Source organism: Sphaerimonospora thailandensis, assembly GCF_016863115.1.
Lineage (GTDB): Bacteria > Actinomycetota > Actinomycetes > Streptosporangiales > Streptosporangiaceae > Sphaerimonospora > Sphaerimonospora cavernae.
The window spans coordinates 1-20520 of record NZ_BOOG01000058.1; the positions used below are offsets into that span (position 1 = coordinate 1).

16 protein-coding genes, 1 pseudogene and 1 CRISPR repeat array are annotated in these 20520 nt (G+C 71.3%); of the genes and pseudogenes, 7 read left to right on the forward strand and 10 right to left on the reverse strand.

What is annotated here, in order from left to right; translation table 11 throughout:
* Positions 1-32: 32 nt before the first annotated feature.
* Positions 33-1583: a CRISPR direct-repeat array (repeat unit 29 nt; unit sequence GTGCTCCCCGCGCACGCGGGGATGGTCCC).
* A 127-nt stretch (positions 1584-1710) separates the two neighbouring features.
* The 5 genes from Mth01_RS24545 to Mth01_RS24565 all read right to left on the reverse strand — a co-directional run bounded on the left by Mth01_RS24545 (position 1711) and on the right by Mth01_RS24565 (position 9435).
* Positions 1711-3684 carry a CehA/McbA family metallohydrolase gene (locus Mth01_RS24545; protein ID WP_204018306.1) on the reverse strand — a complete coding sequence of 658 codons (1974 nt, stop codon included), beginning with the start codon at positions 3682-3684 and terminating at the stop codon, positions 1711-1713.
* Between the two features lie 199 nt (positions 3685-3883).
* The gene (meaB, locus tag Mth01_RS24550; RefSeq protein ID WP_204018307.1) at positions 3884-4876 is read right to left on the reverse strand and encodes a methylmalonyl Co-A mutase-associated GTPase MeaB; all 993 of its coding nucleotides are present in this window, start codon (positions 4874-4876) and stop codon (positions 3884-3886) included.
* Positions 4873-7029, reverse strand: coding sequence for a methylmalonyl-CoA mutase (gene scpA, locus Mth01_RS24555; RefSeq protein ID WP_204018308.1), 2157 nt, complete (start codon positions 7027-7029; stop codon positions 4873-4875). Before scpA ends, meaB begins: the two co-directional genes overlap by 4 nt.
* Complete coding sequence (locus Mth01_RS24560) at positions 7026-8801, reverse strand: methylmalonyl-CoA mutase family protein (RefSeq protein ID WP_204018309.1); 1776 nt, start codon at positions 8799-8801, stop codon at positions 7026-7028. Before Mth01_RS24560 ends, scpA begins: the two co-directional genes overlap by 4 nt.
* A gap of 133 nt (positions 8802-8934) precedes the next feature.
* The gene (locus Mth01_RS24565; RefSeq protein WP_239089971.1) at positions 8935-9435 is read right to left on the reverse strand and encodes a peptidoglycan-binding domain-containing protein; all 501 of its coding nucleotides are present in this window, start codon (positions 9433-9435) and stop codon (positions 8935-8937) included.
* A gap of 568 nt (positions 9436-10003) precedes the next feature.
* Between Mth01_RS24565 and Mth01_RS24570 the strand changes: the two genes are divergently transcribed.
* The 4 genes and pseudogenes from Mth01_RS24570 to Mth01_RS24585 all read left to right on the forward strand — a co-directional run bounded on the left by Mth01_RS24570 (position 10004) and on the right by Mth01_RS24585 (position 13950).
* Positions 10004-11218: a DUF5925 domain-containing protein gene (locus tag Mth01_RS24570; RefSeq protein ID WP_204018311.1), complete on the forward strand. Its 1215-nt coding sequence runs from the start codon at positions 10004-10006 to the stop codon at positions 11216-11218.
* Positions 11219-11347: 129 nt separating this feature from the next.
* Positions 11348-11731, forward strand: a pseudogene (locus Mth01_RS29930) (hypothetical protein); the annotation flags it as partial.
* Positions 11728-13074, forward strand: coding sequence for a M20/M25/M40 family metallo-hydrolase (locus tag Mth01_RS24580; RefSeq protein ID WP_204018312.1), 1347 nt, complete (start codon positions 11728-11730; stop codon positions 13072-13074). The pseudogene Mth01_RS29930 and the gene Mth01_RS24580, both read left to right, overlap by 4 nt.
* Positions 13075-13134: 60 nt before the next feature.
* Positions 13135-13950, forward strand: a complete 816-nt coding sequence (locus Mth01_RS24585) for a DUF4253 domain-containing protein (protein ID WP_204018313.1) — start codon at positions 13135-13137, stop codon at positions 13948-13950.
* Positions 13951-13954: 4 nt separating this feature from the next.
* Here the strand turns inward: Mth01_RS24585 and Mth01_RS24590 are convergent, their stop codons facing one another.
* The 5 genes from Mth01_RS24590 to Mth01_RS24610 all read right to left on the reverse strand — a co-directional run bounded on the left by Mth01_RS24590 (position 13955) and on the right by Mth01_RS24610 (position 18477).
* Positions 13955-14974 (reverse strand): lactonase family protein, encoded by a 1020-nt coding sequence (locus Mth01_RS24590; protein ID WP_204018314.1) that lies wholly within the window; start codon positions 14972-14974, stop codon positions 13955-13957.
* Between the two features lie 57 nt (positions 14975-15031).
* Positions 15032-15253: a hypothetical protein gene (locus Mth01_RS24595; RefSeq protein ID WP_204018315.1), complete on the reverse strand. Its 222-nt coding sequence runs from the start codon at positions 15251-15253 to the stop codon at positions 15032-15034.
* A gap of 106 nt (positions 15254-15359) precedes the next feature.
* Positions 15360-15764 carry a thiol-disulfide oxidoreductase DCC family protein gene (locus tag Mth01_RS24600; protein WP_204018316.1) on the reverse strand — a complete coding sequence of 135 codons (405 nt, stop codon included), beginning with the start codon at positions 15762-15764 and terminating at the stop codon, positions 15360-15362.
* A 215-nt stretch (positions 15765-15979) separates the two neighbouring features.
* Positions 15980-16627 (reverse strand): response regulator, encoded by a 648-nt coding sequence (locus tag Mth01_RS24605; RefSeq protein ID WP_204018317.1) that lies wholly within the window; start codon positions 16625-16627, stop codon positions 15980-15982.
* On the reverse strand, positions 16627-18477 hold the full coding sequence (locus tag Mth01_RS24610) for a sensor histidine kinase (RefSeq protein WP_204018318.1): 1851 nt from the start codon (positions 18475-18477) through the stop codon (positions 16627-16629). The genes Mth01_RS24605 and Mth01_RS24610 overlap by 1 nt, the downstream gene beginning before the upstream one ends.
* 150 nt (positions 18478-18627) lie before the next feature.
* Here Mth01_RS24610 and Mth01_RS24615 point away from each other — a divergent pair, with 150 nt between their 5' ends.
* The 3 genes from Mth01_RS24615 (at position 18628) to Mth01_RS24625 (ending at position 20205) form a co-directional block, all read left to right on the forward strand.
* Entirely contained in the window at positions 18628-18942 is a 315-nt protein-coding gene (locus Mth01_RS24615; RefSeq protein ID WP_204018319.1) for a hypothetical protein, read from the forward strand.
* 165 nt (positions 18943-19107) lie between these two features.
* Complete coding sequence (locus Mth01_RS24620) at positions 19108-19374, forward strand: hypothetical protein (RefSeq protein ID WP_204018320.1); 267 nt, start codon at positions 19108-19110, stop codon at positions 19372-19374.
* Between the two features lie 234 nt (positions 19375-19608).
* Positions 19609-20205, forward strand: a complete 597-nt coding sequence (locus Mth01_RS24625) for a dihydrofolate reductase family protein (protein WP_204018321.1) — start codon at positions 19609-19611, stop codon at positions 20203-20205.
* The last annotated feature ends 315 nt before the right edge of the window (positions 20206-20520 follow it).

Below are 20520 nucleotides of genomic sequence, written 5' to 3' on the forward strand. Positions count from 1 at the left end.
ATTGAGGACGCACTCCAGTGGGAGCGGGGCTCGTGCTCCCCGCGCACGCGGGGATGGTCCCGGTGCGCGCGGGAGCGTGGCTCGCGCATCCGAGTGCTCCCCGCGCACGCGGGGATGGTCCCTGACCACGGCGGCGCTGGGAGCCGCGCGGGAAGTGCTCCCCGCGCACGCGGGGATGGTCCCCGGTATGTGCGTGGCCAGATCATTTCGTCGGTGTGCTCCCCGCGCACGCGGGGATGGTCCCGCGGATTATGAGGATCTCGTATCGATCTTGCCGTGCTCCCCGCGCACGCGGGGATGGTCCCTTGAAGCCGGACATCAGGCGGCGACCTTCGCGGTGCTCCCCGCGCACGCGGGGATGGTCCCGCGCTCGACTGCACCATTGACGATCTCCTGACGTGCTCCCCGCGCACGCGGGGATGGTCCCGGCACCCCCGCGGCGCGGCCACTATTCGAGGTGTGCTCCCCGCGCACGCGGGGATGGTCCCGACTGGTCGCCTATGGATTCAGCTAGCCGGATGTGCTCCCCGCGCACGCGGGGATGGTCCCCGCCGCCGCCGCCGGAACGCAGGTGGGCGGTGCTCCCCGCGCACGCGGGGATGGTCCCACGGTCAGTCCTGCCCGGGGTGGAGTTTGCGGGTGCTCCCCGCGCACGCGGGGATGGTCCGCAGCAACGCTGTCTACCTCGGACTAGCCCTCCGTGCTCCCCGCGCACGCGGGGATGGTCCCATCGGCCCACAAGACCAGTGGCTACGGTAGCAGTGCTCCCCGCGCACGCGGGGGATGGTCCTTCAGGCTCAGCGCAGACGGGCCCCACTGGTCCGTGCTCCCCGCGCACGCGGGGATGGTCCCTGCGCGGTGTCCTGCGTCGAGCCGACCGTGTAGTGCTCCCCGCGCACGCGGGGATGGTCCCCAAGTGGTCAGGATCGAGTGGCGTTTCGTCGCGTGCTCCCCGCGCACGCGGGGATGGTCCCTGCACAGCCGGGGCGGGGGCGACAAGCCGGTCGTGCTCCCCGCGCACGCGGGGATGGTCCCAAGATCAGCTTTGCCGAGGTTGCCGGGGCGATGTGCTCCCCGCGCACGCGGGGATGGTCCCGGGTTCGACATCACGCTCCGGCCGGAGCGCCTGTGCTCCCCGCGCACGCGGGGATGGTCCCGCGTCCCCGGACGCGCCGCCACTATTTCCGGTGTGCTCCCCGCGCACGCGGGGATGGTCCCCACCGACCACGCCGCCGTCGCAGCCTTGATCAGTGCTCCCCGCGCACGCGGGGATGGTCCCTGTGCGCTCGCTACTGGTCGAGCTGACCAACGGTGCTCCCCGCGCACGCGGGGATGGTCCCGGCGCGAGCAGCGTCTTCGCCGCCGCGATCTGGTGCTCCCCGCGCACGCGGGGATGGTCCCGCGTTGGCCAGGTCGTCGCGCAGGACGCCGGTGTGCTCCCCGCGCACGCGGGGATGGTCCCGGCGGCGGTTTGCCCACCCCGGATCATGTGGAGTGCTCCCCGCGCACGCGGGGATGTCCCTCGAGCGGCTCCGCGCGACCGCCCGGCACATGGTGCTCCCCGCGCACGCGGGGATGGTCCCGAGATGGCTTGCCTTGGGCTCATGCTCGGGAAGTGCTCCCCGCGTGCGCGGGGAGCACACTGCGTGATCTGCACGTTTAGACGGGCAGGAAGCAGTTTTCGAGCATTTTCGCGGGTTAATCCCCCTCTCAGGCCAGGCGGGACTCGTAGACGGACCGTGCTTTCTCCAGCAAGTCCAGATGATCGCGGAGCTGGGATCGGGTCCGCAGGCGGGCGTGGTCCCGGACGAGGGCCTCCAGTAGGTCCAGCCAGTGGAGGCACCAGCGGACGTCTTCGAGCCGGGCGACGTGCCGGCCGGCCACGTCGAGATAGACCGGGCTCGTGTGGGCGAAGGCGGGCCGGTACGGCGAGCGGGGGTGACGCCCTCCCGTGGCGACCGCGACGACATACGTGGGTTCGCCGACGACCAGGGATGTCGTCAGCTCGCCGCCGGGCCCCTCGGCGATCGTGCCGTCGGCGGTGCGAATCTCCAGGCGCTCGACCTCCGGCCCGATCGTCCGGGCCGTCACCGTCACCCGGTCGCCCGGCAGGGGCTCCAGCGTGTCGCCCGGCCCACGGCCCTCTACGGTCACCTCCAGCCATGGACCAGTGGTCGCGAACGTGCGACCCAGCCGTACGGCACGGGCGAACGCCTCGGCGGACAGGGGCTCATCGAGGCGGGCGTAGACCCGCTCCCAGCCGGGCGGGCTGGAGACGGTGTCCTGCCGGGTGAAGGACAGCATGGTGTCGGTCCCGGCCAGCGCGGCGAGGCGGGCGCCCGCGCCGAGCAGCCGCCGGTAGACCTCGATCGTGCCCGAGGGGTCGTCCTGGTCGGAGAAGTGCAGGATCTCCACGCCGTCCACCAGGCCGAGCGCGGCGTCGACCACCAGTGAGCGGCCCGAGCAATTGCGCCTGCCGTCCCCGATGATGTCCTCCGGGGAGGACACCGGGCCGTGGAAGGGATGGGCGTAGCCGAGCGCGGCGTGCGGTTCCCGGAGCTCCCCGCAGGACGCGCCGTTCGGCGGCCAGTCGGCGTCGCCCTCGAAACCGGTGTGATAGACGCTCGGGGGGCTCGCCACGGCGAAGGCATGGACATGCCCGAGCAGGTCGCTTCGGTATTCGACGCCCATGCGGGCGATATGGCCGGCGTCGGACCAGGGCAGGTCCCGGCCCGCCCAGTGCTCCAGCGCTTCCCTGTCGTAGACTCTCGCCCCCGAGACATTGCCTGCGACCAGGTTGAGCACGTGCAGGTCCTCGCCGTGCTGGGCCGCCGCCGCCTCGGCCGGCGCCGCCACCAGGTCACCGGCCCAGTTCAGGTGAACGTGCAGGTCCGCGCCGTACCAGCCGCGGGCGGCCGCGTCGTAGACCCGCTCGGGGGTGAGCTCGACGAGCGTCTCACCCCAGGGCTCGGGCACGACGACCGTCTCGGCCGTGCCGTACTCCATGCCCCGCGTGACGCGGACCGTCACGGGCTCGGCGGGCACGTCCAGCACGATGTCGTCACCGTGGAAGAACGGCATGTCCGCGTTGTCGCGGCGCGGCGGCGCGCAGGCCGGATACCAGCCCTGGCCGCCCTCCGTCAGCACCGTCCAGCGGCAGGGGACCCCTGCGCGCAGCCGGAGCCGGGCGGGTACGGCGGGCCGGCTCAGCGGAGACAGGTCCACCGCGGTCCCGTCTACGGTCACCGCGGAGTCGGTCGCGATGTCCAGCAGCCGCGCTCCCCCCGCCCCGATCTCGTACGGCACGCCGTCGGCGACGACGGTTACCGGGCTGTCCAGGGCGGAGTCGACCAGCAGGATGACCGGCAGCGGCGTGGGCGACAGCAGTACCAGCGGTGTGCCCAGGGTCAGCCGGTGCCCGTCCGGGGTCAGCCGGAGCCGGGTGAGGCCCCGGGGAACGTCGCCGCCGATCACGTCGCGAAAAGCCGCGTCGAGATCCGCCAGGTCGAAGTCTCCCGGCGGCAGCGTCATCCGGTCCGCCTCGTCCGGAAAGCGGAGATGGCTCATCGCCTTGACGTACGTGAGCGGGGGCTCTCCCCAGGTGAGCCCATGTTCGGCCAGCAGCGCCCGGTACTCCCCCAGTGCCCGCGCCACCGGCGGCGGCAGCATCGGATCGTGACGCATTCGCACCTCCCCTAAGTCAGGGGCCCGGCGGCGATCGCCTCCCACGGCCCCTCCCCTCGATAGCGCGCACATCGTCACACGGATTGCCGCTGGCAAAAGTGCAATCATGCATTCCGCGCCCCACGGGTAGCGAAAACCCCCACCGGGTAGAAAAACGATCTCCCGATGGGGGCAAGTTCACATCCGAAGCGTGTCTCCGCTAGAGGTTCTCCGCGTTCCCTCCGAAGGCGGCGTTTCCTGCGAAAGCGGCGTTTCCTGCGAAGGCGGCCAGGAGGCGGTCGGCGGCGAGGGAGGGGGTTAGGGCGCCGTCGAGGACCTGGCGCTCGACCTCCTCGGCGATCGGCGCCGCCCGCTCCTCCAGCCGGGCGAGCAGGCGGTCCCTGGCCAGCGACCAGGTCCACTCGACCTGCTGGCGGCGCCGTCTGGCGGCCAGGTCGGTCTCCTCCTGGTGGCGTACGATCTGCGCCCACAGCTCGCCGAGACCCGCGCCGGTGAGCCCGCTGCAGGTCAGCACGGGGGTGTGCGCCCGCAGCAGCCGCAGCGCGCCGGACAGTTCGCGGGCGGCGCGGCGGGCGGCCATCTCGTGCTCGCCGTCGGCCTTGTTGACCGCGATCACGTCGGCCAGCTCCAGCACGCCCTTCTTGATGCCCTGGAGCTGGTCGCCGGTACGCGCGAGCGTGAGCAGCAGGAACGTGTCGACCATGTCGGCGACGGCGGTCTCCGACTGGCCGACGCCGACGGTCTCGACGAGCACCACGTCGTAGCCCGCGGCCTCCACGATGACCATCGCCTCGCGGGTGGCCCGGGCGACGCCGCCGAGAGTCCCGGCCGTCGGGGACGGCCGGATGAACGCCCGGGGGTCAGCCGAGAGCCTGGCCATCCGGGTCTTGTCGCCCAGGATGCTGCCTCCGCTGCGCCGCGAGGACGGGTCGACGGCGAGCACGGCGACCCGGTGGTCGCGCTCGGTCAGGTAGGTGCCGAGCGACTCGATGATCGTCGACTTGCCGGCTCCGGGCACCCCGGAGATGCCCACCCTGCGCGCCTTGCCGGAGTGCGGGGTGAGCTCGACGAGCAGCCGCTGGGCGAGCTCCCGGTGATCGGGCCTGGTGGACTCGACGAGCGTGATCGCCCGCGCGGTCCACCGCCGGTCCCCGGCGAGCACGCCCGCGAGGTAGTCCTCTGTCGAGGTCATGCCGTGGGATGGGCCAGGCGCGCGGACAGGTCCTTGAGCAGCCCGAGCGCAGCGTCGGCGATGACCGTCCCCGGCGGGAAGACGGCCGCGGCTCCGGCGGCGCGCAGTTCGTCGACGTCGCCGGGCGGGATCACTCCGCCCACCACGATCATGATGTCGTCCGCGCCCAGGTCGGTCAGCGCCTTGCGCAGCGCCGGCACGAGGGTCAGGTGGCCGGCCGCCAGCGAGGAGACGCCCACGACGTGCACGTCGGCCTCGACGGCCTGCCGGGCGACCTCCTCGGGCGTCTGGAACAGCGGGCCGACGTCGACGTCGAAGCCGAGGTCGGCGAAGGCGCTGGCGATCACCTTCTGGCCCCGGTCGTGGCCGTCCTGGCCCATCTTGGCGACGAGGATGCGCGGCCGGCGGCCCTCGGCCTTCTCGAAGTCCGCGCATGCGGCCCTGACCTCGTCCACGGCGCCGCCTCCGGCCTCGTCCCGGTACACACCGGAGATCGTACGGATCTGCGCGGCGTGGCGGCCGAAGACCTTCTCCATCGCCTCGGAGATCTCCCCGACCGTCGCCTTGGCACGGGCGGCGGTGACGGCGAGCTCCAGCAGGTTGCCGTTCCCGGCGGCGCCCTCGGTCAGCGCCTCCAGCGCCCGCGCCACCGCCGCCGGGTCGCGCTCCTCGCGGAGGCGGCGCAGCTTGTCGATCTGCTGCCGGCGCACCTCGGTGTTGTCGACCTTGAGGACCTCGATCTCCTCGTCGGCCTCGGGGCGATACTTGTTGACCCCGATGACCGGCTGGCGGCCGGAGTCGATGCGCGCCTGGGTGCGGGCGGCCGCCTCCTCGATGCGCATCTTCGGCAGCCCGGCGTCGATCGCCTTGGCCATGCCGCCGGCGGCCTCGACCTCCTGGATGTGCCCCCATGCGCGGTGGGCCAGGTCGTGGGTGAGGCGCTCGACATAGTACGAGCCGCCCCAGGGGTCGATCGCGCGGCAGGTGCCGGACTCCTGCTGGAGGACGAGCTGGGTGTTGCGGGCGATCCTGGCCGAGAAGTCGGTCGGCAGCGCGAGCGCCTCGTCGAGGGCGTTGGTGTGCAGCGACTGGGTGTGCCCCTGGGTGGCGGCCATCGCTTCGACGCAGGTGCGTACCACGTTGTTGAACACGTCGTGGGCGGTCAGCGACCACCCGGAGGTCTGGCTGTGCGTGCGCAGCGACAGCGACCTGGGGTTGGTCGCTCCGAAGTCCTGCACGATGTTCGCCCACAGCAGGCGGGCGGCCCGCAGCTTGGCGACCTCCATGAAGAAGTTCATGCCGATGCACCAGAAGAACGACAGCCGCGGCGCGAACGCGTCGACGTCCAGCCCGGCCGCGACCCCGGCCCGCAGGTATTCGATGCCGTCGGCGAGCGTGTAGGCCAGCTCGAGGTCGCAGGTCGCCCCGGCCTCCTGGATGTGGTAGCCGGAGATCGAGATCGAGTTGAACTTCGGCATGTTCGCCGAGGTGTACGCGAAGATGTCGGAGATGATCCGCATCGACGGGCCCGGCGGGTAGATGTAGGTGTTGCGGACCATGAACTCCTTGAGGATGTCGTTCTGGATGGTCCCGGCCAGCTTGTCCGGGCTCACCCCCTGCTCCTCGGCGGCCACGATGTAGAGGGCCAGGATCGGCAGCACGGCGCCGTTCATGGTCATCGACACGCTCATCTTGTCGAGCGGGATGCCCTCGAACAGCTGCCGCATGTCGTAGATCGAGTCGATCGCCACGCCGGCCATGCCGACGTCGCCGGCCACCCGCGGGTGATCGGAGTCGTACCCCCGGTGCGTCGCCAGGTCGAAGGCGACCGACAGGCCCTTCTGCCCGGCCGCGAGGTTGCGCCGGTAGAACGCGTTGGACTCCTCGGCGGTGGAGAACCCGGCGTACTGGCGGATGGTCCACGGCTGGGTGACGTACATGGTCGGGTAGGGCCCGCGCAGGTACGGCGCGATGCCGGGGTAGGTCTGGAGGAAGTCCAGCCCGTCGAGGTCGGCGGCCGTGTAGAGCGGCTTGACCCCGATGCCCTCCGGCGTCTCCCACGCCGCCGCGTCGGACGTCGCCGGTACGGCTTCCGCCCCCGCCCCTAGCTCAATTCCGGAAAAATCCGGAATCCCCGGATTTTGTCGAGTCATCGGGCTACTCCCAGGTCGTCAAACGTCGTACGCAGCACATCCAGCGCATCGCATCCGGCATGAAGGTTGGCGTCCACATCTCCATGCTCGCCCTTGCCGGCCAGCCAGATCCGCCGGGCTCCGGCCTCCCGCAGCGCGGCCGCCACGGCCGCGGCGTGCTCGCCGTACAGACGGTCGCTCGAGCACAGGCAGGCGACCGGGGTGCCGGCCGCGCGGAACGCCTCCGCGATCGCGGCCGAGTCGGTGCCCGGCCCGCTGGTCACGGCGGCGATGCCGCCCGCGGCGAACAGGTTGGCGGCGAACGTCGCGCGCGCGGTGTGCGCGGCGACGGGCCCGATCGTGGCGAGGAAGACCTTGGGCCGCTCGGCCTGCGCGTCGGCGAGGTCGCGCAGCGCCTCGAACTCCTCGGCGTAGCGGATCTGCGGCAGCCCGCCGGGTTCAACGGGACGGGCGAGGCCCGGCCCGGACTGGCGGACCGGGAGCTTCTCGGCCAGGTTGGGGAACTCGCTGACGCCGGTGATGGGGTCGCGGCGGTGGGCGACGTCCCGCGCCCGCCTGGCCCGGGTGGCCGCGATCCGCTCGGGGACGAGCCTTTCGCGGGCGGCGGCGATCCCGCCGGCGCGCTCGATCTCCTGGAACCATGCCCAGGCGCGCCCGGCGAGGTCGGCGGTGAGCCGCTCCACGTACCAGGAACCGCCGGCCGGGTCGGCCACCCGGGCCACCCCGGACTCCTCGACCAGCAGCGAATGGGTGTTGCGCGCGATCCGCCGCGCGAACGCGTCGGGCAGCCCGAGGCAGGCGTCGAACGGCTGCACGGTCACCGCGTCGGCCCCGCCGACGCCCGCGCCGAAGCAGGCCAGGGTGGTGCGGAGCATGTTCACCCAGGGGTCGCGGACCGTCATCATCGCCGAGGACGTCACCGCGTGCTGAAGCTGCTCGATCGGCCCGCCCACGACCTCGGCCACCCGCGCCCACAGCCGGCGCGCGGCGCGCAGTTTGGCGATGGTGAGGAACTGGTCCGCCGTGGCCGCGTAGCGGAACTCCAGCAAACCTATCGCTTGTTCAACTTCAAGGCCGGCGTCGGTCATGGACCGCAGCGCGGCAACGCCCGCGGCGATCGAACAGCCCAACTCCTCGACATCGCTGCCGCCCGCGTCGTGGTACGGCAGGGCGTCGACGACGACTCCGCGCAGAGACGGCTGCTCGGCCAGGCAACGCCGCAGAAGGGAGATCGTCTCCGGCCCGGCGGAAGGATCGAGTCCGAGGTTGCCGCCCGGAGCAGTAACACCGCGCTCGGCCAGCAGGTCGAGGTACGCGCCCGCGACCCGGATCGGCTGGACACCGCTCGCCCCGGCGCCGGCGTCGAGGACCACCGGGGCGAGGTCGAGGTGGACGCCGTCGAGCACACGCGGCAGCGCGTCCGGCCCATGGGCCGACAGATCGAGCCAGATCGAGGTGACGCCGTTCTCCAGATCCGACAGAACGGCCTCGTTGGTCACGGCGGGGTCGGGGTGGGCGTGACGCTGCCGGACGTCCCACCGGTCGCCCTGCCGTACGATCCGGGGGGCGGCCGGCAGGGCGGCGGCGTCGTGAAGGGGCGCGATGGTCACGCCGTCGTGGGTGGTGGAGGACAGCGCCTCCTCAACGGCGGCGGGTGTGGCGTCCTCGCCGAGGACTCCCGACTTGCGCAGGACTCCGAGCGCGAGCGTGCGCCACTGCTCCCGCGAGCCGGGCGGGAACCCCGAGGCGATTTCAAGAGGTGGCACCGTCATGCCAGGGATGCTAGGCCGAGCGTCTCCAGAAGAATGCTCCGGGGTCCGCGTTTTACCCAAAGACCGCGTTACGTCTCACACTTCGGACAGGGACGCCGCCTCGGAGGGAGCGGCGAGCGCCGGGAGGGGCGGTTCAGGGCTTGGTGGCGAAGGCCGCGTGCCAGGTCAGGGGGCCCACGATGCCGTCGGGGTCGAGGTGGACGTGCTTCTGGAAGCGTACGCACACCTTCCTGGACGCCGGGCCGTAGGCGCCGTCGACGTCGATGTCGTACCCGAGTCGTTTCATCTGGGCCTGCCAGATCCGTACGTCGTTGCCGCGCGTGATCGGCGGATACCTCAGCAGCCGTCCCGGCCACTCGGGTGGGCCCCCATCCGGGCGGGGCGCGCCCTTTCTGACCCAGGCGTAGAGAGGATCGCCGGGGCAGTCGGTGGGGTAGCCGTCGCGATGGCCCTTGATCTCCCAGCCCGCGTCGCCGTGCTCGCGCAGGTAGTCGATCGCGTCGAGGATGCCGTTCAGGATGCCGTCGGTCGGCTGGATCAGCCCGGCATTGCCGACCAGGCCGAGCACGGCGTAGTGGCCGGAATTGAGCCCCGGCCCGTTGGCCGCCGGCAGGTGATGCGGGCCGCGCCCCACAAATACCTTTCTGTGAGGACAAGCGACCATTGAATATCCGATATCCAGCCAACCATTGCCGTCCATGTGGTAGTCCTGGATCGATTTGACCAGGGCCACACATTTGGCGTGATCGTCTACGATCGACGGATCCACCCGCCCGCCCGTGTAGTGAACCTTCACCCCCTTTGTCGAGTTCAGCGGGGAGTAAGGGCCTTTCGGATGGCGTGCGCCCCAGGCGGCGCGGGACACGAGATCGATGGACACGAAGTTCTCCGGGGGAGACCGAACGGTGCGACAACCGAGCCTAGTGGGATCACATGGCCGGTTATGCTCTTTTACGGTTATTTGCCCACGCACACAATTACGGATACCTCCCCACCAGCCATAAAGCCCTCAACCCCCCGCCACTCCAACCATGACTCCAACCCGGGCCACACCCGGTGATCACATCCCCCTCCTCCCCCAATCCTCCAGAAGGCATCCGTGCGAGAATTCGCAAGATCACGGGCGGGGTGGGGGTGGGTGGGTGGGTGGTCTGTCCGTAAACGCATCGACATCGGGCCCTACAACCGAGATCATGGGTGGCATGTCCGTCCTTAAGGAGGTTCCCTTCCCCCCCGACCCCCGGCCCCGGCAGTCCTCCACCTCCAAGCAGCCCACCCCGAAACGGTCCGGGCTGGAGCCGGACCAGGTCCCGATGCGGGTGTGGATCGACGACACCGACAGCCCGGCCGATGTGATCGACGCGCTGGCGCTGTCGCCGTTCGCGACCGGCACGCAGCCCTGGTCGCGCACCACCCACCTCGATCGGGTCCGTCCCGACGCGCCGATGACGGCGGCGGGCGGCCTGCTCCTGCGCGTGGCCCAGCACACCGACGGCCACGAGGCGCGCCTCGTCGCGGGCGACGGATGGACGTTGCGGGTGGTCCGCCACGCCAACCGGTCCGCCACCCTCACCGCGACGGCGGTCAGCGAGGAACTGGCCGCGTCGGTCCTCGCCGAGGCGGTACGGGACGCCGCGGAGGCGGCTCCCGACGCCGACCACGTCAGCATGGGCTTCTGGTGGGCGTCCGCACACGGTGCGCGCCGATCGGTGAAGCCGATCACCACGTCGGCCTGGCAGGACATCAGGCGCAACTACGCGCGGGCCGCCGCACCCCGGCTGGACACGCTGATGAAGACCACACCCGGCGACATCACCGGCAGGTTGCTGCTGCTGCACGGCCCGCCGGGCACCGGCAAGACGACCCTGCTGCGTACGCTCGCCAGGGAGTGGGCCGGCTGGTGCCAGGTCGACTGCGTGCTCGACCCCGAGCGTCTGTTCGGCGAGCCCGGCTATCTGATGGACGTGGCGGTCGGCTGGGACGGCCCCGACGACGAGGACGATGAGGCGCGCTGGCGGCTGCTGGTGCTGGAGGACTGCGACGAGCTGATCCGCGCCGAGGCCAAGCAGTCGACCGGGCAGGGCCTGTCCAGGCTGCTCAACCTCACCGACGGCCTGCTCGGCCAGGGCCGGGACGTGCTCGTCGCCATCACCACCAACGAGGACCTCAGCCGGCTGCATCCGGCGGTTGTACGGCCCGGCCGGTGCCTGGCCCAGATCGAGATCGGCCGGTTGGACGCGGCGCAGGCCGCCGAGTGGCTGCGCGACTCCTCGCCGGACACCACGACCGGCGTGCCGGCCGGCGTTCCCGGGGGCGTTCCCGCCGGCGGGGCGACGCTGGCCGAGCTGTTCGCCCTGCGCGACGGCCGCCCGGTCACCGAGCCGGACCCGCCCACGTCGATGGGGCAGTACCTCTGATCCGCCGGGCGCCGCCGGATACGTGAACCATCCGATGCGCGGCGTCAGGCCGGAAACGACAACCGGCCAGATGGTCACCTCCACGCCGCGCACTATCCGCAGTGAGACAGCGGCGGGGAGTCATGGTGCGGCCCGGCCTCGTTTACGATAGTGCTGGACTACTGGGGCCGCGGGCCCGCGCCGGGCGACCTGGAAAGGGTCGCTCCGGAGGATCCGGGCCCCGCCGTCGACCACGCGGCGCGTGACATGTACGACCACAGCTATCAGGGCACCGGCAACCGGCCGCTCGCGCCCACGCTGGCCGCCGACGGCACGAGCGTCGTGGGTGTGGCCGCCGCGCTGGCCGAGCACGGCGGCCGATGGGCCTGTCCGACGTTCCCCGGCGAGCGGCACGGCCGGCGGCGCGAGGAGACAATCGTGACCGAGCTCGAGACCGAGCTCGCGTTCTACGGCCTGATCTTCGGCTTCCCGACGCCGGAGGTGCCGCCACTGACTCTGGAGGGAAGCCGATGAGCGAGGTGGCCGAGATCTGCTCGCAGCTGCTGCGGATCGACACGACCAACGACGGCGGCGGGGACGGCCCGGGGGAACGGCGGGCCGCGGAGTACGTGGCCGGGCTGCTCGACGCGGCCGGTCTCGACCCCGTCGTGTTCGAGTCGGCGCCGCGCCGGACCAGCGTGGTCGCCCGCGTGGCCGGGAGCGGCTCCTCCTCGGCCAGGGGCGCGCTGCTCGTCCACGGTCACCTCGACGTGGTGCCGGCCGACGCCTCCGAATGGCGTACCCACCCGTTCTCCGGCGAGGTCGAGGACGGCCTCGTGCACGGGCGGGGCGCGGTGGACATGAAGGGCTCGCTGTCGATGACGCTGGCGCTCACCCTCGACTGGGCGCGGCGCGGCGTCCGCCCGAAGCGGGACCTGGTGCTGGCGTTCCTCGCCGACGAGGAGGCGACCGGGGAGTACGGCGCGGGCCACGCCGTGGAGCGCCATCGGGACCTGTTCGACGGCTGCACCGAGGCCATCAGCGAGTCCGGCGGCTTCACCTGGCACGACGGTGACGTCCGGCTCTATCCGCTGGCCGTCGGGGAGCGCGGCACGGCCTGGATGCGCCTGACCGCCCGCGGGGTCGCCGGCCACGGGTCCAAGCCGGCCGTGGACAACCCGGTCGCCGAGCTGGCCCGGGCGCTGGCCCGCCTCGCCGACCACCGCTGGCCGGTACGGCTGACGCCGGAGGTGGCGCAGCTGATCGACGGGCTGTCGCGGGCGCTCGGCACCACGATCGACCTCGACCGGCTGGACGAGGAGATCGAGCGGCTGCCCCGCGCGGCCGCCCTGTTCCGCGGCGTGCTGCGCAACTCGGCCAACCCGACGATGCTGGACGCCGGATACAAGGTCAACGTGATCCCCGGTACGGCCCGGGCCCACGTGGACGGCAGGTTCCTGCCCGGGCAGCGGGAGGAGTTCCTGGAGACGATCGACCGGCTGCTCGGGCCGAAGGTCACCCGGGAGTTCGTGAGCTTCGACGACGCGGTCTCCTCCCCCGCCGAGGGCCTCTATGACGAACTGGCAACCGCCCTGCTCGCCGAGGATCCCGGCGCGCGGCCGGTGCCGTACGTCATGACGGGCGGCACCGACGCGAAGTGGTTCGCCCGGCTCGGCATCCGGGGGTACGGCTTCGCCCCGCTGATGCTGCCGCCGGATCTGGACTATTTCGGGATGTTCCACGGGGTCGACGAGCGCGTCCCGGTCAAGGGCCTCGAGTTCGGCGTCCGCGTCCTCGACCGCCTCCTGGCCGCACCGGCGGCCAAGCCCGATGCCGCCCAACCAGGTAGTCGAGCGTGGCCTCGCCCGCTCCCCTAAATCGGACCCGAACGAGATCCCTACAAGCGGAGACGGCCCGAGGTCCGACATTATTGGCGCATGTCGGTTCACGAGCGGCGGCGGCTTCCAGCGGACCTGGAGCTGCTCTTAGGCGACGGCGGGGACAGGCGGGGGCTGTCCGTCGAACTCCCGCCCGGGACCCTCGTGTGGCCTGACCCCGACTATGACCGGTGGCGCACCCATCACCGTCCCTCGTTCTGGCTCAGTGACGACCCCGTGCCGGCCGGTCTGTGGAGCCGGTTGCGGCGCGAGCATCACACGTCGGGACTGTGGCCGGTGCTGCTGGAGGACGGGGCCCAGCCGTGGTCGTCCGGGCAGATCGCGCCGGACGCGCCGGCCGAGATCGACCACTTCACCGCCCAGGGGTTCATGGCCGAGACGTGGGCGGATCTGGCCAGAGGCTATGACGTGGAGCTGACCCCGTTCGGGACCGAGTGCCCCGGCCTGGCCGAGCCGGGGACGCCGGTGGCCGATCCGGACGCGGTGGCCGACTGGTACGCCGACGTCATCGCCGAGCGGATGACTCCGCTCGGGCTCGCGGCCGCGGCGCGCAGCGCCGACGCGCTGGTCGCGATCGGCTGGCAGGGGGCGCTGCACCACAACGAATGGACCGTGCCGCTGGCGGCCGTCGTGCGCAGCTGGGAGGACAGGTTCGGGGTACGGCTGGTCGCCCTGGGCTTCAACACGATGGAGCTGAGCGTGGCCGCCCCGCCCGCCACGGCGGCGCACGCGCTGCGCGTGGCCGCCGAGCACTGGACGTTCTGCCCCGACAGCGTCTTCCAGGGGCCCGGGACGCTGGAAGACTACGCCGAGCAGATCCTCGGGCAGAACTTCTGGTCGTTCTGGTGGGACTGAAGATCTACAGAGGCAGTACGCAGGAGGGGGTGCCGACGTGGAGGGTCTCGCCGGTCGGCTGCGGGATGCCGTCCTTGAGCGTGAGCACGGCCACGTTGTCCGACCGCTGGTTCGCCACATAGAGGCGGTCGCCGTCGACGGCGAAGTGCCTGGGCCAGCTCCCCCCCGCGTCCGTCTCGGCCACCAGGGTGAGACGCGGCCCGTCGACCTCGAAGGCCGTCACCGTGTCGGGTCCCCGGTTGCCGACGTAGATGTGGCGGCCATCAGGGGAGACCGCGATGTGCGACGGGTAGTCGCGCTCCCCGCCGCCGCCCCCGCTCGCCGGCACTCGGCCGACCTCGCGCCAGCCCCCGTCGTAGACGGTGACGCAGCCGTCCAGCTCCCCGGTCACGTACCAGTGGTCCTGGTGATGGACGAGGTGGCGGGGGCCGCTGCCGGCGGTGAGTCGTACCGGGCCGTCCGGGTGCGGCCGCATGCCGGGCAGGAATCGGCGCACCAGGTCGGCGCCGAGATCGGTGACGTGCAGCACGCCGTCGGGACCGAAGACGGCCTGGTGCGCGTGGGGTCCCGCCTGCCGCTCGGGGTCGGGGCCGCGGCCCTCGTGGCGGAACAGCAGCGGCTCGGGCTCGGGCAGGCCGTCCGGCGCCAGCCGGAACGCGCCGACCGTGCCGTCGCCGTAGTTGGCGACGACCAGCCACGCCGCTTCCGGGTCGAGCGCGAGATGGCAGGGGTGTGACCCTCCGCTCGGCAGTTCGATCACCGGACGTGGACCGTCCGGCTCATCCTCGAAGACCGCCACGCCGCCCGCGTCGCGCTCCAGCACGGCGTAGAGCAGCGGCAGCCGGGGGTGGGCGATGACGAACGACGGACCGGACGCCGCGGTGCTCGCGAGTTCCGCGAGCCGCCCGTCGGCGTCCATGCCGGCGACGGTGAGCCCGGGACCGGACCCGTCCGTGTCGGGGGTATATCCGCCGATCACCAGAGTCCCCGAGCGGGCAGCCGGCCGGGGCATGGGTCGGGACATCGTCTCTCCTTGGGTCGGGGCCGCCGATCGGCATGCTACCCATCCCCTGCGGAGACATCACGGTTCGCGCAGGCGCGCGAGGTCGCTCTCCATCTTCGCCATCACCAGCTGGTACCCCTCCCAGCCGTACAGGCGGACCAGTTCGCACTTCATCCGGAGCGTCTCCTCACGCACCGCCTCCGGCCCGTTGCGGTGTACGGCGTCGAACGCGAGCCGTGCCTGCCGTTCTCGCTCACTGTGGCCAGGAGATCCTTCGCGCCGGATGTCAGGAGTAGGCATGGGGTCGTGCCCTCCGTGTCTGGGGTGAAACCGTGTCTGGGTTGGAACTGTGTCTGCATTTGACGCGTGACCCCGGTGGAAGGTTGACCCGATCGTGGAAATCCGATCAGCCCGATTTCCGGGCCGGACCGGGCGTAAGGCGGTCGCGCCGCGCAGGCCTGGCGGCGCAGGCCGGCGTACCGCCGGGCAGGCGGTGCCGGTTGTCGGCGACGAGCCGGTAGAGAGCGTGTGCCGCCCAGCGCAGCGGCGGCACACGGAGGGCCCGGCCCAGCGGGCTCCACGGCGGGCCTGCGTCGATCAGCAGTTCGGCCACCGCCTGGGCGCCGCCGTACGTCCGGTCTCCCTCGATCCAGAGCAGTTCGTGCCGCGCCCGCTCGCTGGTGGTGCCGAGCCGCGCCAGGTCCGCGAACTGCCAGGCGACGATCCGCGCCCGGGTCCGCATCCGGCGCTCCACGAACCTCACGCAGGTGGTGCAGAACCCGCAGTCGCCGTCGAACACAAGCGTCGCCATGTTCTCCAAGCTAACGCAGCCCCCAGACCTCTCCCATCCCGCCTCTCCTGCCCGGGTTCGGATCCAACTCGTACCGGCCGCCGATGATCCTGCCCGTTGCCACAGCGCCTCGCCTCTGCGGAAACGTCGAAGTCTTTCCGCGTGAAATTACCGGGCTCGGCCCCACGGCCGCAGCCCCTGGGGAGAGCAGGGCATCGCCGTACGACAGGCGGCGCTCATCGCCGCGCTCGCGACTCCAGGTAGGCGACGACCGCGGTCACCCGCCGGTGTATCGAGCCGTCGTCGCGCAGACCCAGTTTCGTGAAGACGGAACGCATGTGGGCTTCGACGGTGCGTTCCGACAGCCCGAATCTCTTCGCTATCGCGGCGTTGGAATGGCCCTCGGCCACAACGCCGAGGATCTCCTGCTCGCGCTCGGTGAGGCCTGCGAGCACGGAGGCCGATCGTGAGCGCACCAGAGCCTGCACGATCTCCGGATCCAACGCGCTGCCGCCCGCGGCGACTCGCGAGATCGCGTCCACGAACTCATCGAGACGCAGGACCCGGTCCTTCAGCAGATATCCGAAGCCCGGAGTGCCGATCAGGTCGAGACAGTGACGCAGTTCGATGTGCTGCGAGAGCAGCAGCACCGGAATCTCGGGGCGGCGTGCCCTGATCGCCGCCGCGGCCCTCGCACCGTCGGACTCCATGTCCGGCGGCATGCGGATATCGGCGATCACCAGGTCGGGGTTGAGGGTCGTCGCCGCGGCGAGGAGGGCATCGCCGTCGGCCACGGCGGCGACGACGTCACATCCTGCCTCGGTGAGGAGTCTCACGAGGCCCTCGCGGAAGAGGGCGGAGTCCTCGGCGACGACGACACGCATCACAGAACCGCCTCGATATCCGTACCGCGGCCGAGCGGGCTCGTCACCGTGAGTGTGCCGCCCACCGATGTCACCCGGTCACGCAGCGCGGTCAGCGATCCTTCGCCCGGCGCTCCGCCGACCCCGTCGTCCCGCACCTGTACGGCGAGGCGCTCGCCGCGAGCCCTGACCGTCACGTCGATCCTTGACGCCCGCGCGTGCTTGAGCACGTTCGTCACGGCTTCCGTCACCACAAGGTACGCGGTCAGGGCCCGGGTGTCGTCGAGGGCCGGCAGGTCGTCGACGGCCAGGTGGACAGGCAGCGGCGTGGCCGCGCGCACGTGCTCGAGGGCCGGGGCGAGACCGTCATCGAGCCGGCTCGGGCGCACCCCGTGGGCCAGCCGGCGCAGCTCCCGGACGGTCTCTTCGAGCTCGGTCACGGCCGCCTCGACCTCGGCGGCCTGCTCGCCGACCAGGCCTCGCTGCAGCGAGCGCAGACGCATGCCGGTCGCGAGGATGCGCTGCTGCGCCCCGTCGTGCAGATCGCGTTCCAGTCGCCTGCGCTCAGCCGCCGACGCGTGAACCAGCCGTTCGTTCGACCGGCGCAGGCTGAGCCGCAGGCGGCTCACCTCGATCGGCACCCAGGCGGCATGGGCGAGCGCCGCGGCACGGCGGCGTGCCCGGGCGGAGACGTGGGTGAGCACGACGCGGGCGAGGGGGTCGCTTCCGCCGGCAAGCGTGACACCCTCTTGATCGTCGGCGTATTCGCCATCGAGGTCGACCCAACGGTCGCCGTCCGCCAGCAGCAGGGAGAGACCGGGGTCTCCCTGCGCGTCCCGCAACACGGCTTCGACCTCCTCGGGTTGCCGCCGGCCGGCACGCACCTGGGCCGCGAACTCCTCCACCGCCTTCACCGCCACGAAGCGGTCGCGATCGATGACCCTCGCCAGTCGGTCCCGGACGAATCGATGGATCGGCAACAGGACGAGGGCCGTGAGGAAGGCGGCGGCCGTCGATCCTATGGCGGTGTAGCGATGCAGGATCTGACCGACGCCGAACACAGCGGCGGCGAACACGGCCGCTGACGCGACCAGCGTGAGCACCCAGGCCGCGCCGTCGCTGAGAATCCTGTCGATGTCGAAGAGGTCGTGACGCACGATGGCGATGCCGATCGCCAGCGGCACCAGCACGACGATCCCGAAGATGAACGGTGAGTACGCGGCCCACAGCGGTGCCCCGCCCACTTCGGCCACCCAGCCCCCGACCAGCAGAACCGCGACCACGCTGCCCGCGAGCAACAACCAGCGGAGCTGAAGGCGCTGAAGCTCGGAGCTTCGCCGGTACCGGACGAACACCGAGGCGACCGCGAGGATCAGACCGAGGCCCACCAGAGGGAGACCGGCCAGCACGAGGGCCAGCGGCGCTCCGGCCGGCTCGTCGCCTGTTCCCAAGCCGAGGAACACCAGCACGGCTCCTGTGGCGAAGACGACGGGCGCGGCCGTCCACAGCCGGCCGCGCTGCCGCCCATCGGGAAAGACGAGCAGCAGTGCGAGCAACCCGAGGAGATTCACCGGCCAGATCCCCTCGCCGAACCGGGCCACGAAGGCCGCCCCCGCTTCCCCGAGCGCTCCCGCAGCCGTCGCGTCGAAGGAATCGACCAATCCGACCGACCCACTGCACCATGCCAGCGCCGGGCCGACCGGCGAGTCGGGGAGCCGGACGACGATCACCCAGCCGATGACGACCGCGAACACGCCCGCAGCCGACAGAGCCGCCAGGGACGGCGTCTCCGTCATGAGATTCACGGCCGCACTGACGGCGACGAGGAGCGTCGCCGACGCGGTGAGGAGCCGCGCGGTAGGTGGGTGCACCCTCATATGGTGGCAAGGATTCGACCACGTGTCCTCGGTGGTGGCACCTACGGAACATCCTCATCCGGGCTTCGTGGTCGCGCCGATGTGGGTGGGCGCGGACATCGCGAAGGTGGATCCATCCGATCCGACGCGACCCCGGAGGTCAGCATGAACGTCATCTACACCGTGCTCTTCGCCTTCACCATCGGCTTCTTCATCCGCGGCAGGAGCGCCGCGGTGGCCCTCTACCTGGCGGGGGAGGCCCTGGTCTTCGTCTACCAGTCCGTGAACCTCCTCCTTGAATGGGTCGACGGCAGCGATGCGGCGTTCGGGGGCCCCTTCCCCAAGTACGAGCCGGAGGGTGTGGCCGGCTACGGCGTCGTCAACCTCGTGATCACGATCGTCGGGATCGGGCTCGCGATCCTGGGGGCGAGGATCGGCGCGAAGCGGGCGGCCAGGCGGGACGTCGTCAGCGTCGGCTGACAGTGATTCATCGCAGGCGGCGCGGCACGCCGCGGGCGCGCAGCCCGGCCACGTGCTCGGCCGCCCGGCGCGGGGCCGTACCACCGCGGACCAGCAGCCCGGCCTCGATGTTCCTGGTGAGACACCCGACTGGGTCAGGTTCGCGCTCGACACCAGCAGCACCCGGTGGTCGGCCACCGCGAGCAGGACGCCGGGAGCGTCGGCACGTTCCATCGTGAGGGGGACGCGCTGCGTCGGCCCGGCGTCGAGCCGGACCTCGATGTCGTGGCTGACCGGGCGACGGGCCCAGACGCGGGTGGTCCGCGGTCTGCCCTTCGCGTCCTCGATCTCGGCCTCGGCCTTGCCGTACTCCCCCCACCGGGCGGTCACCGCCAGCGTGTCGACGTCGGCCGGGACCGCGAGGCGCGTGCGCGAATCGTCACCGCATCGTGAGTTATCCACAACCGAATCCACAGCTGTGCGTTACCGATTGATTACCAACTGTGATGTACGTCGTCCACTCGGTGGACAAGTCGCGGCCAGGGCCAGTTGCCATGCCACCGGCAGTAGAGGCCATCCCGTTCCGGCACCTCGCACCTCGCCGCCGATCTGGTTGCAATCCACCATCAGATGACCTAGCGTGGGCCTACCGATTGCAAATCGCAAGCAGATTGCAGGAGTCGACGAATGAGTGACACTGAGCCTCAGACCGCAGACGGGAAGGTGCTCTGGCACTTCACGATGTCGCTTGACGGTTTCGTGGCGGGGCCGAACCACGACATGCACTGGATGACCGGGATCTCAGCCCGTCCGGGCCTGGTCGACGAGTACGTCGAAACCACGGGCGCCGTGCTCGGGGGCCGAGACGCTTGGGACGCCACCGGTGACAACCGCCTGTACGGCGGCGCCTGGAACGGGCCGATCTTCGTGCTCACCCACCATCCCGAGGACGCGACGCCCGCCGACAGAGTCACGTTCCTGAACTGCGGGCCTGCCGAGGCGGTACGGATCGGGCTGGAGGCGGCCGGCGGCAAGAACCTCGAAGTGCTCTCGCCCACCATCGGCCGTCAGCTTCTCGAACTGGGACTGATCGACGAGATCGACCTGCACATCGCACCGGTCCTGCTCGGCGAGGGCATCCGGCTGTACGACAACCCGGGCCATGAGCCGATCCGCCTCCACCGACTCGGTGAAGGCGACCCCACGTTGGTCGTGAACGTACGGTACCGACCCGCCACGACGGCGAAGCTCCCGACCGAGAAAGTGTCGAATAGCGAGCGGTAGCGGGTTCGGTGTCCGCAGGGCCGGGCAGCCATCAGTCGGATCATGGCAATCTGGTGGAATTCCCCGGCGTGAGGCTACGGTCGTAGCCGCTACACAACCGGCAGCAACGGCTCAGCCGGCCGGGGTGGACCCGGACTTGACCGATGAGCTGGACGGAGCGGACGGCATGGGCGGTGCGAACGGCACAGACGAGCCAGCCGACGGCACGGACGGCAGGGACGGCGTGGCCGAAGCAGGCGTGGCCGAAGCAGGCGTGGCCGAAGCAGGCGTGGCCGAAGCAGGCGTGGCCGAAGCAGGCGTGGCCGAAGCAGGCCA

Bases quoted from the DNA above. Each gene is read 5' to 3' on its own strand.
- Mth01_RS24560 (WP_204018309.1), bottom strand. From the start codon at position 8,801: ATGACGGTGCCACCTCTTGAAATCGCCTCGGGGTTCCCGCCCGGCTCG.
- Mth01_RS24625 (WP_204018321.1), top strand. From the start codon at position 19,609: ATGAGTGACACTGAGCCTCAGACCGCAGACGGGAAGGTGCTCTGGCAC.
- Mth01_RS24600 (WP_204018316.1), bottom strand. From the start codon at position 15,764: ATGGCGACGCTTGTGTTCGACGGCGACTGCGGGTTCTGCACCACCTGC.
- Mth01_RS24615 (WP_204018319.1), top strand. From the start codon at position 18,628: ATGAACGTCATCTACACCGTGCTCTTCGCCTTCACCATCGGCTTCTTC.
- Mth01_RS24605 (WP_204018317.1), bottom strand. From the start codon at position 16,627: ATGCGTGTCGTCGTCGCCGAGGACTCCGCCCTCTTCCGCGAGGGCCTC.
- Mth01_RS24585 (WP_204018313.1), top strand. From the start codon at position 13,135: ATGTCGGTTCACGAGCGGCGGCGGCTTCCAGCGGACCTGGAGCTGCTC.
- scpA (WP_204018308.1), bottom strand. From the start codon at position 7,029: ATGACTCGACAAAATCCGGGGATTCCGGATTTTTCCGGAATTGAGCTA.
- Mth01_RS24580 (WP_204018312.1), top strand. From the start codon at position 11,728: ATGAGCGAGGTGGCCGAGATCTGCTCGCAGCTGCTGCGGATCGACACG.
- Mth01_RS24595 (WP_204018315.1), bottom strand. From the start codon at position 15,253: ATGCCTACTCCTGACATCCGGCGCGAAGGATCTCCTGGCCACAGTGAG.
- Mth01_RS24570 (WP_204018311.1), top strand. From the start codon at position 10,004: ATGTCCGTCCTTAAGGAGGTTCCCTTCCCCCCCGACCCCCGGCCCCGG.
- Mth01_RS24545 (WP_204018306.1), bottom strand. From the start codon at position 3,684: ATGCGTCACGATCCGATGCTGCCGCCGCCGGTGGCGCGGGCACTGGGG.
- meaB (WP_204018307.1), bottom strand. From the start codon at position 4,876: ATGACCTCGACAGAGGACTACCTCGCGGGCGTGCTCGCCGGGGACCGG.
- Mth01_RS24590 (WP_204018314.1), bottom strand. From the start codon at position 14,974: ATGTCCCGACCCATGCCCCGGCCGGCTGCCCGCTCGGGGACTCTGGTG.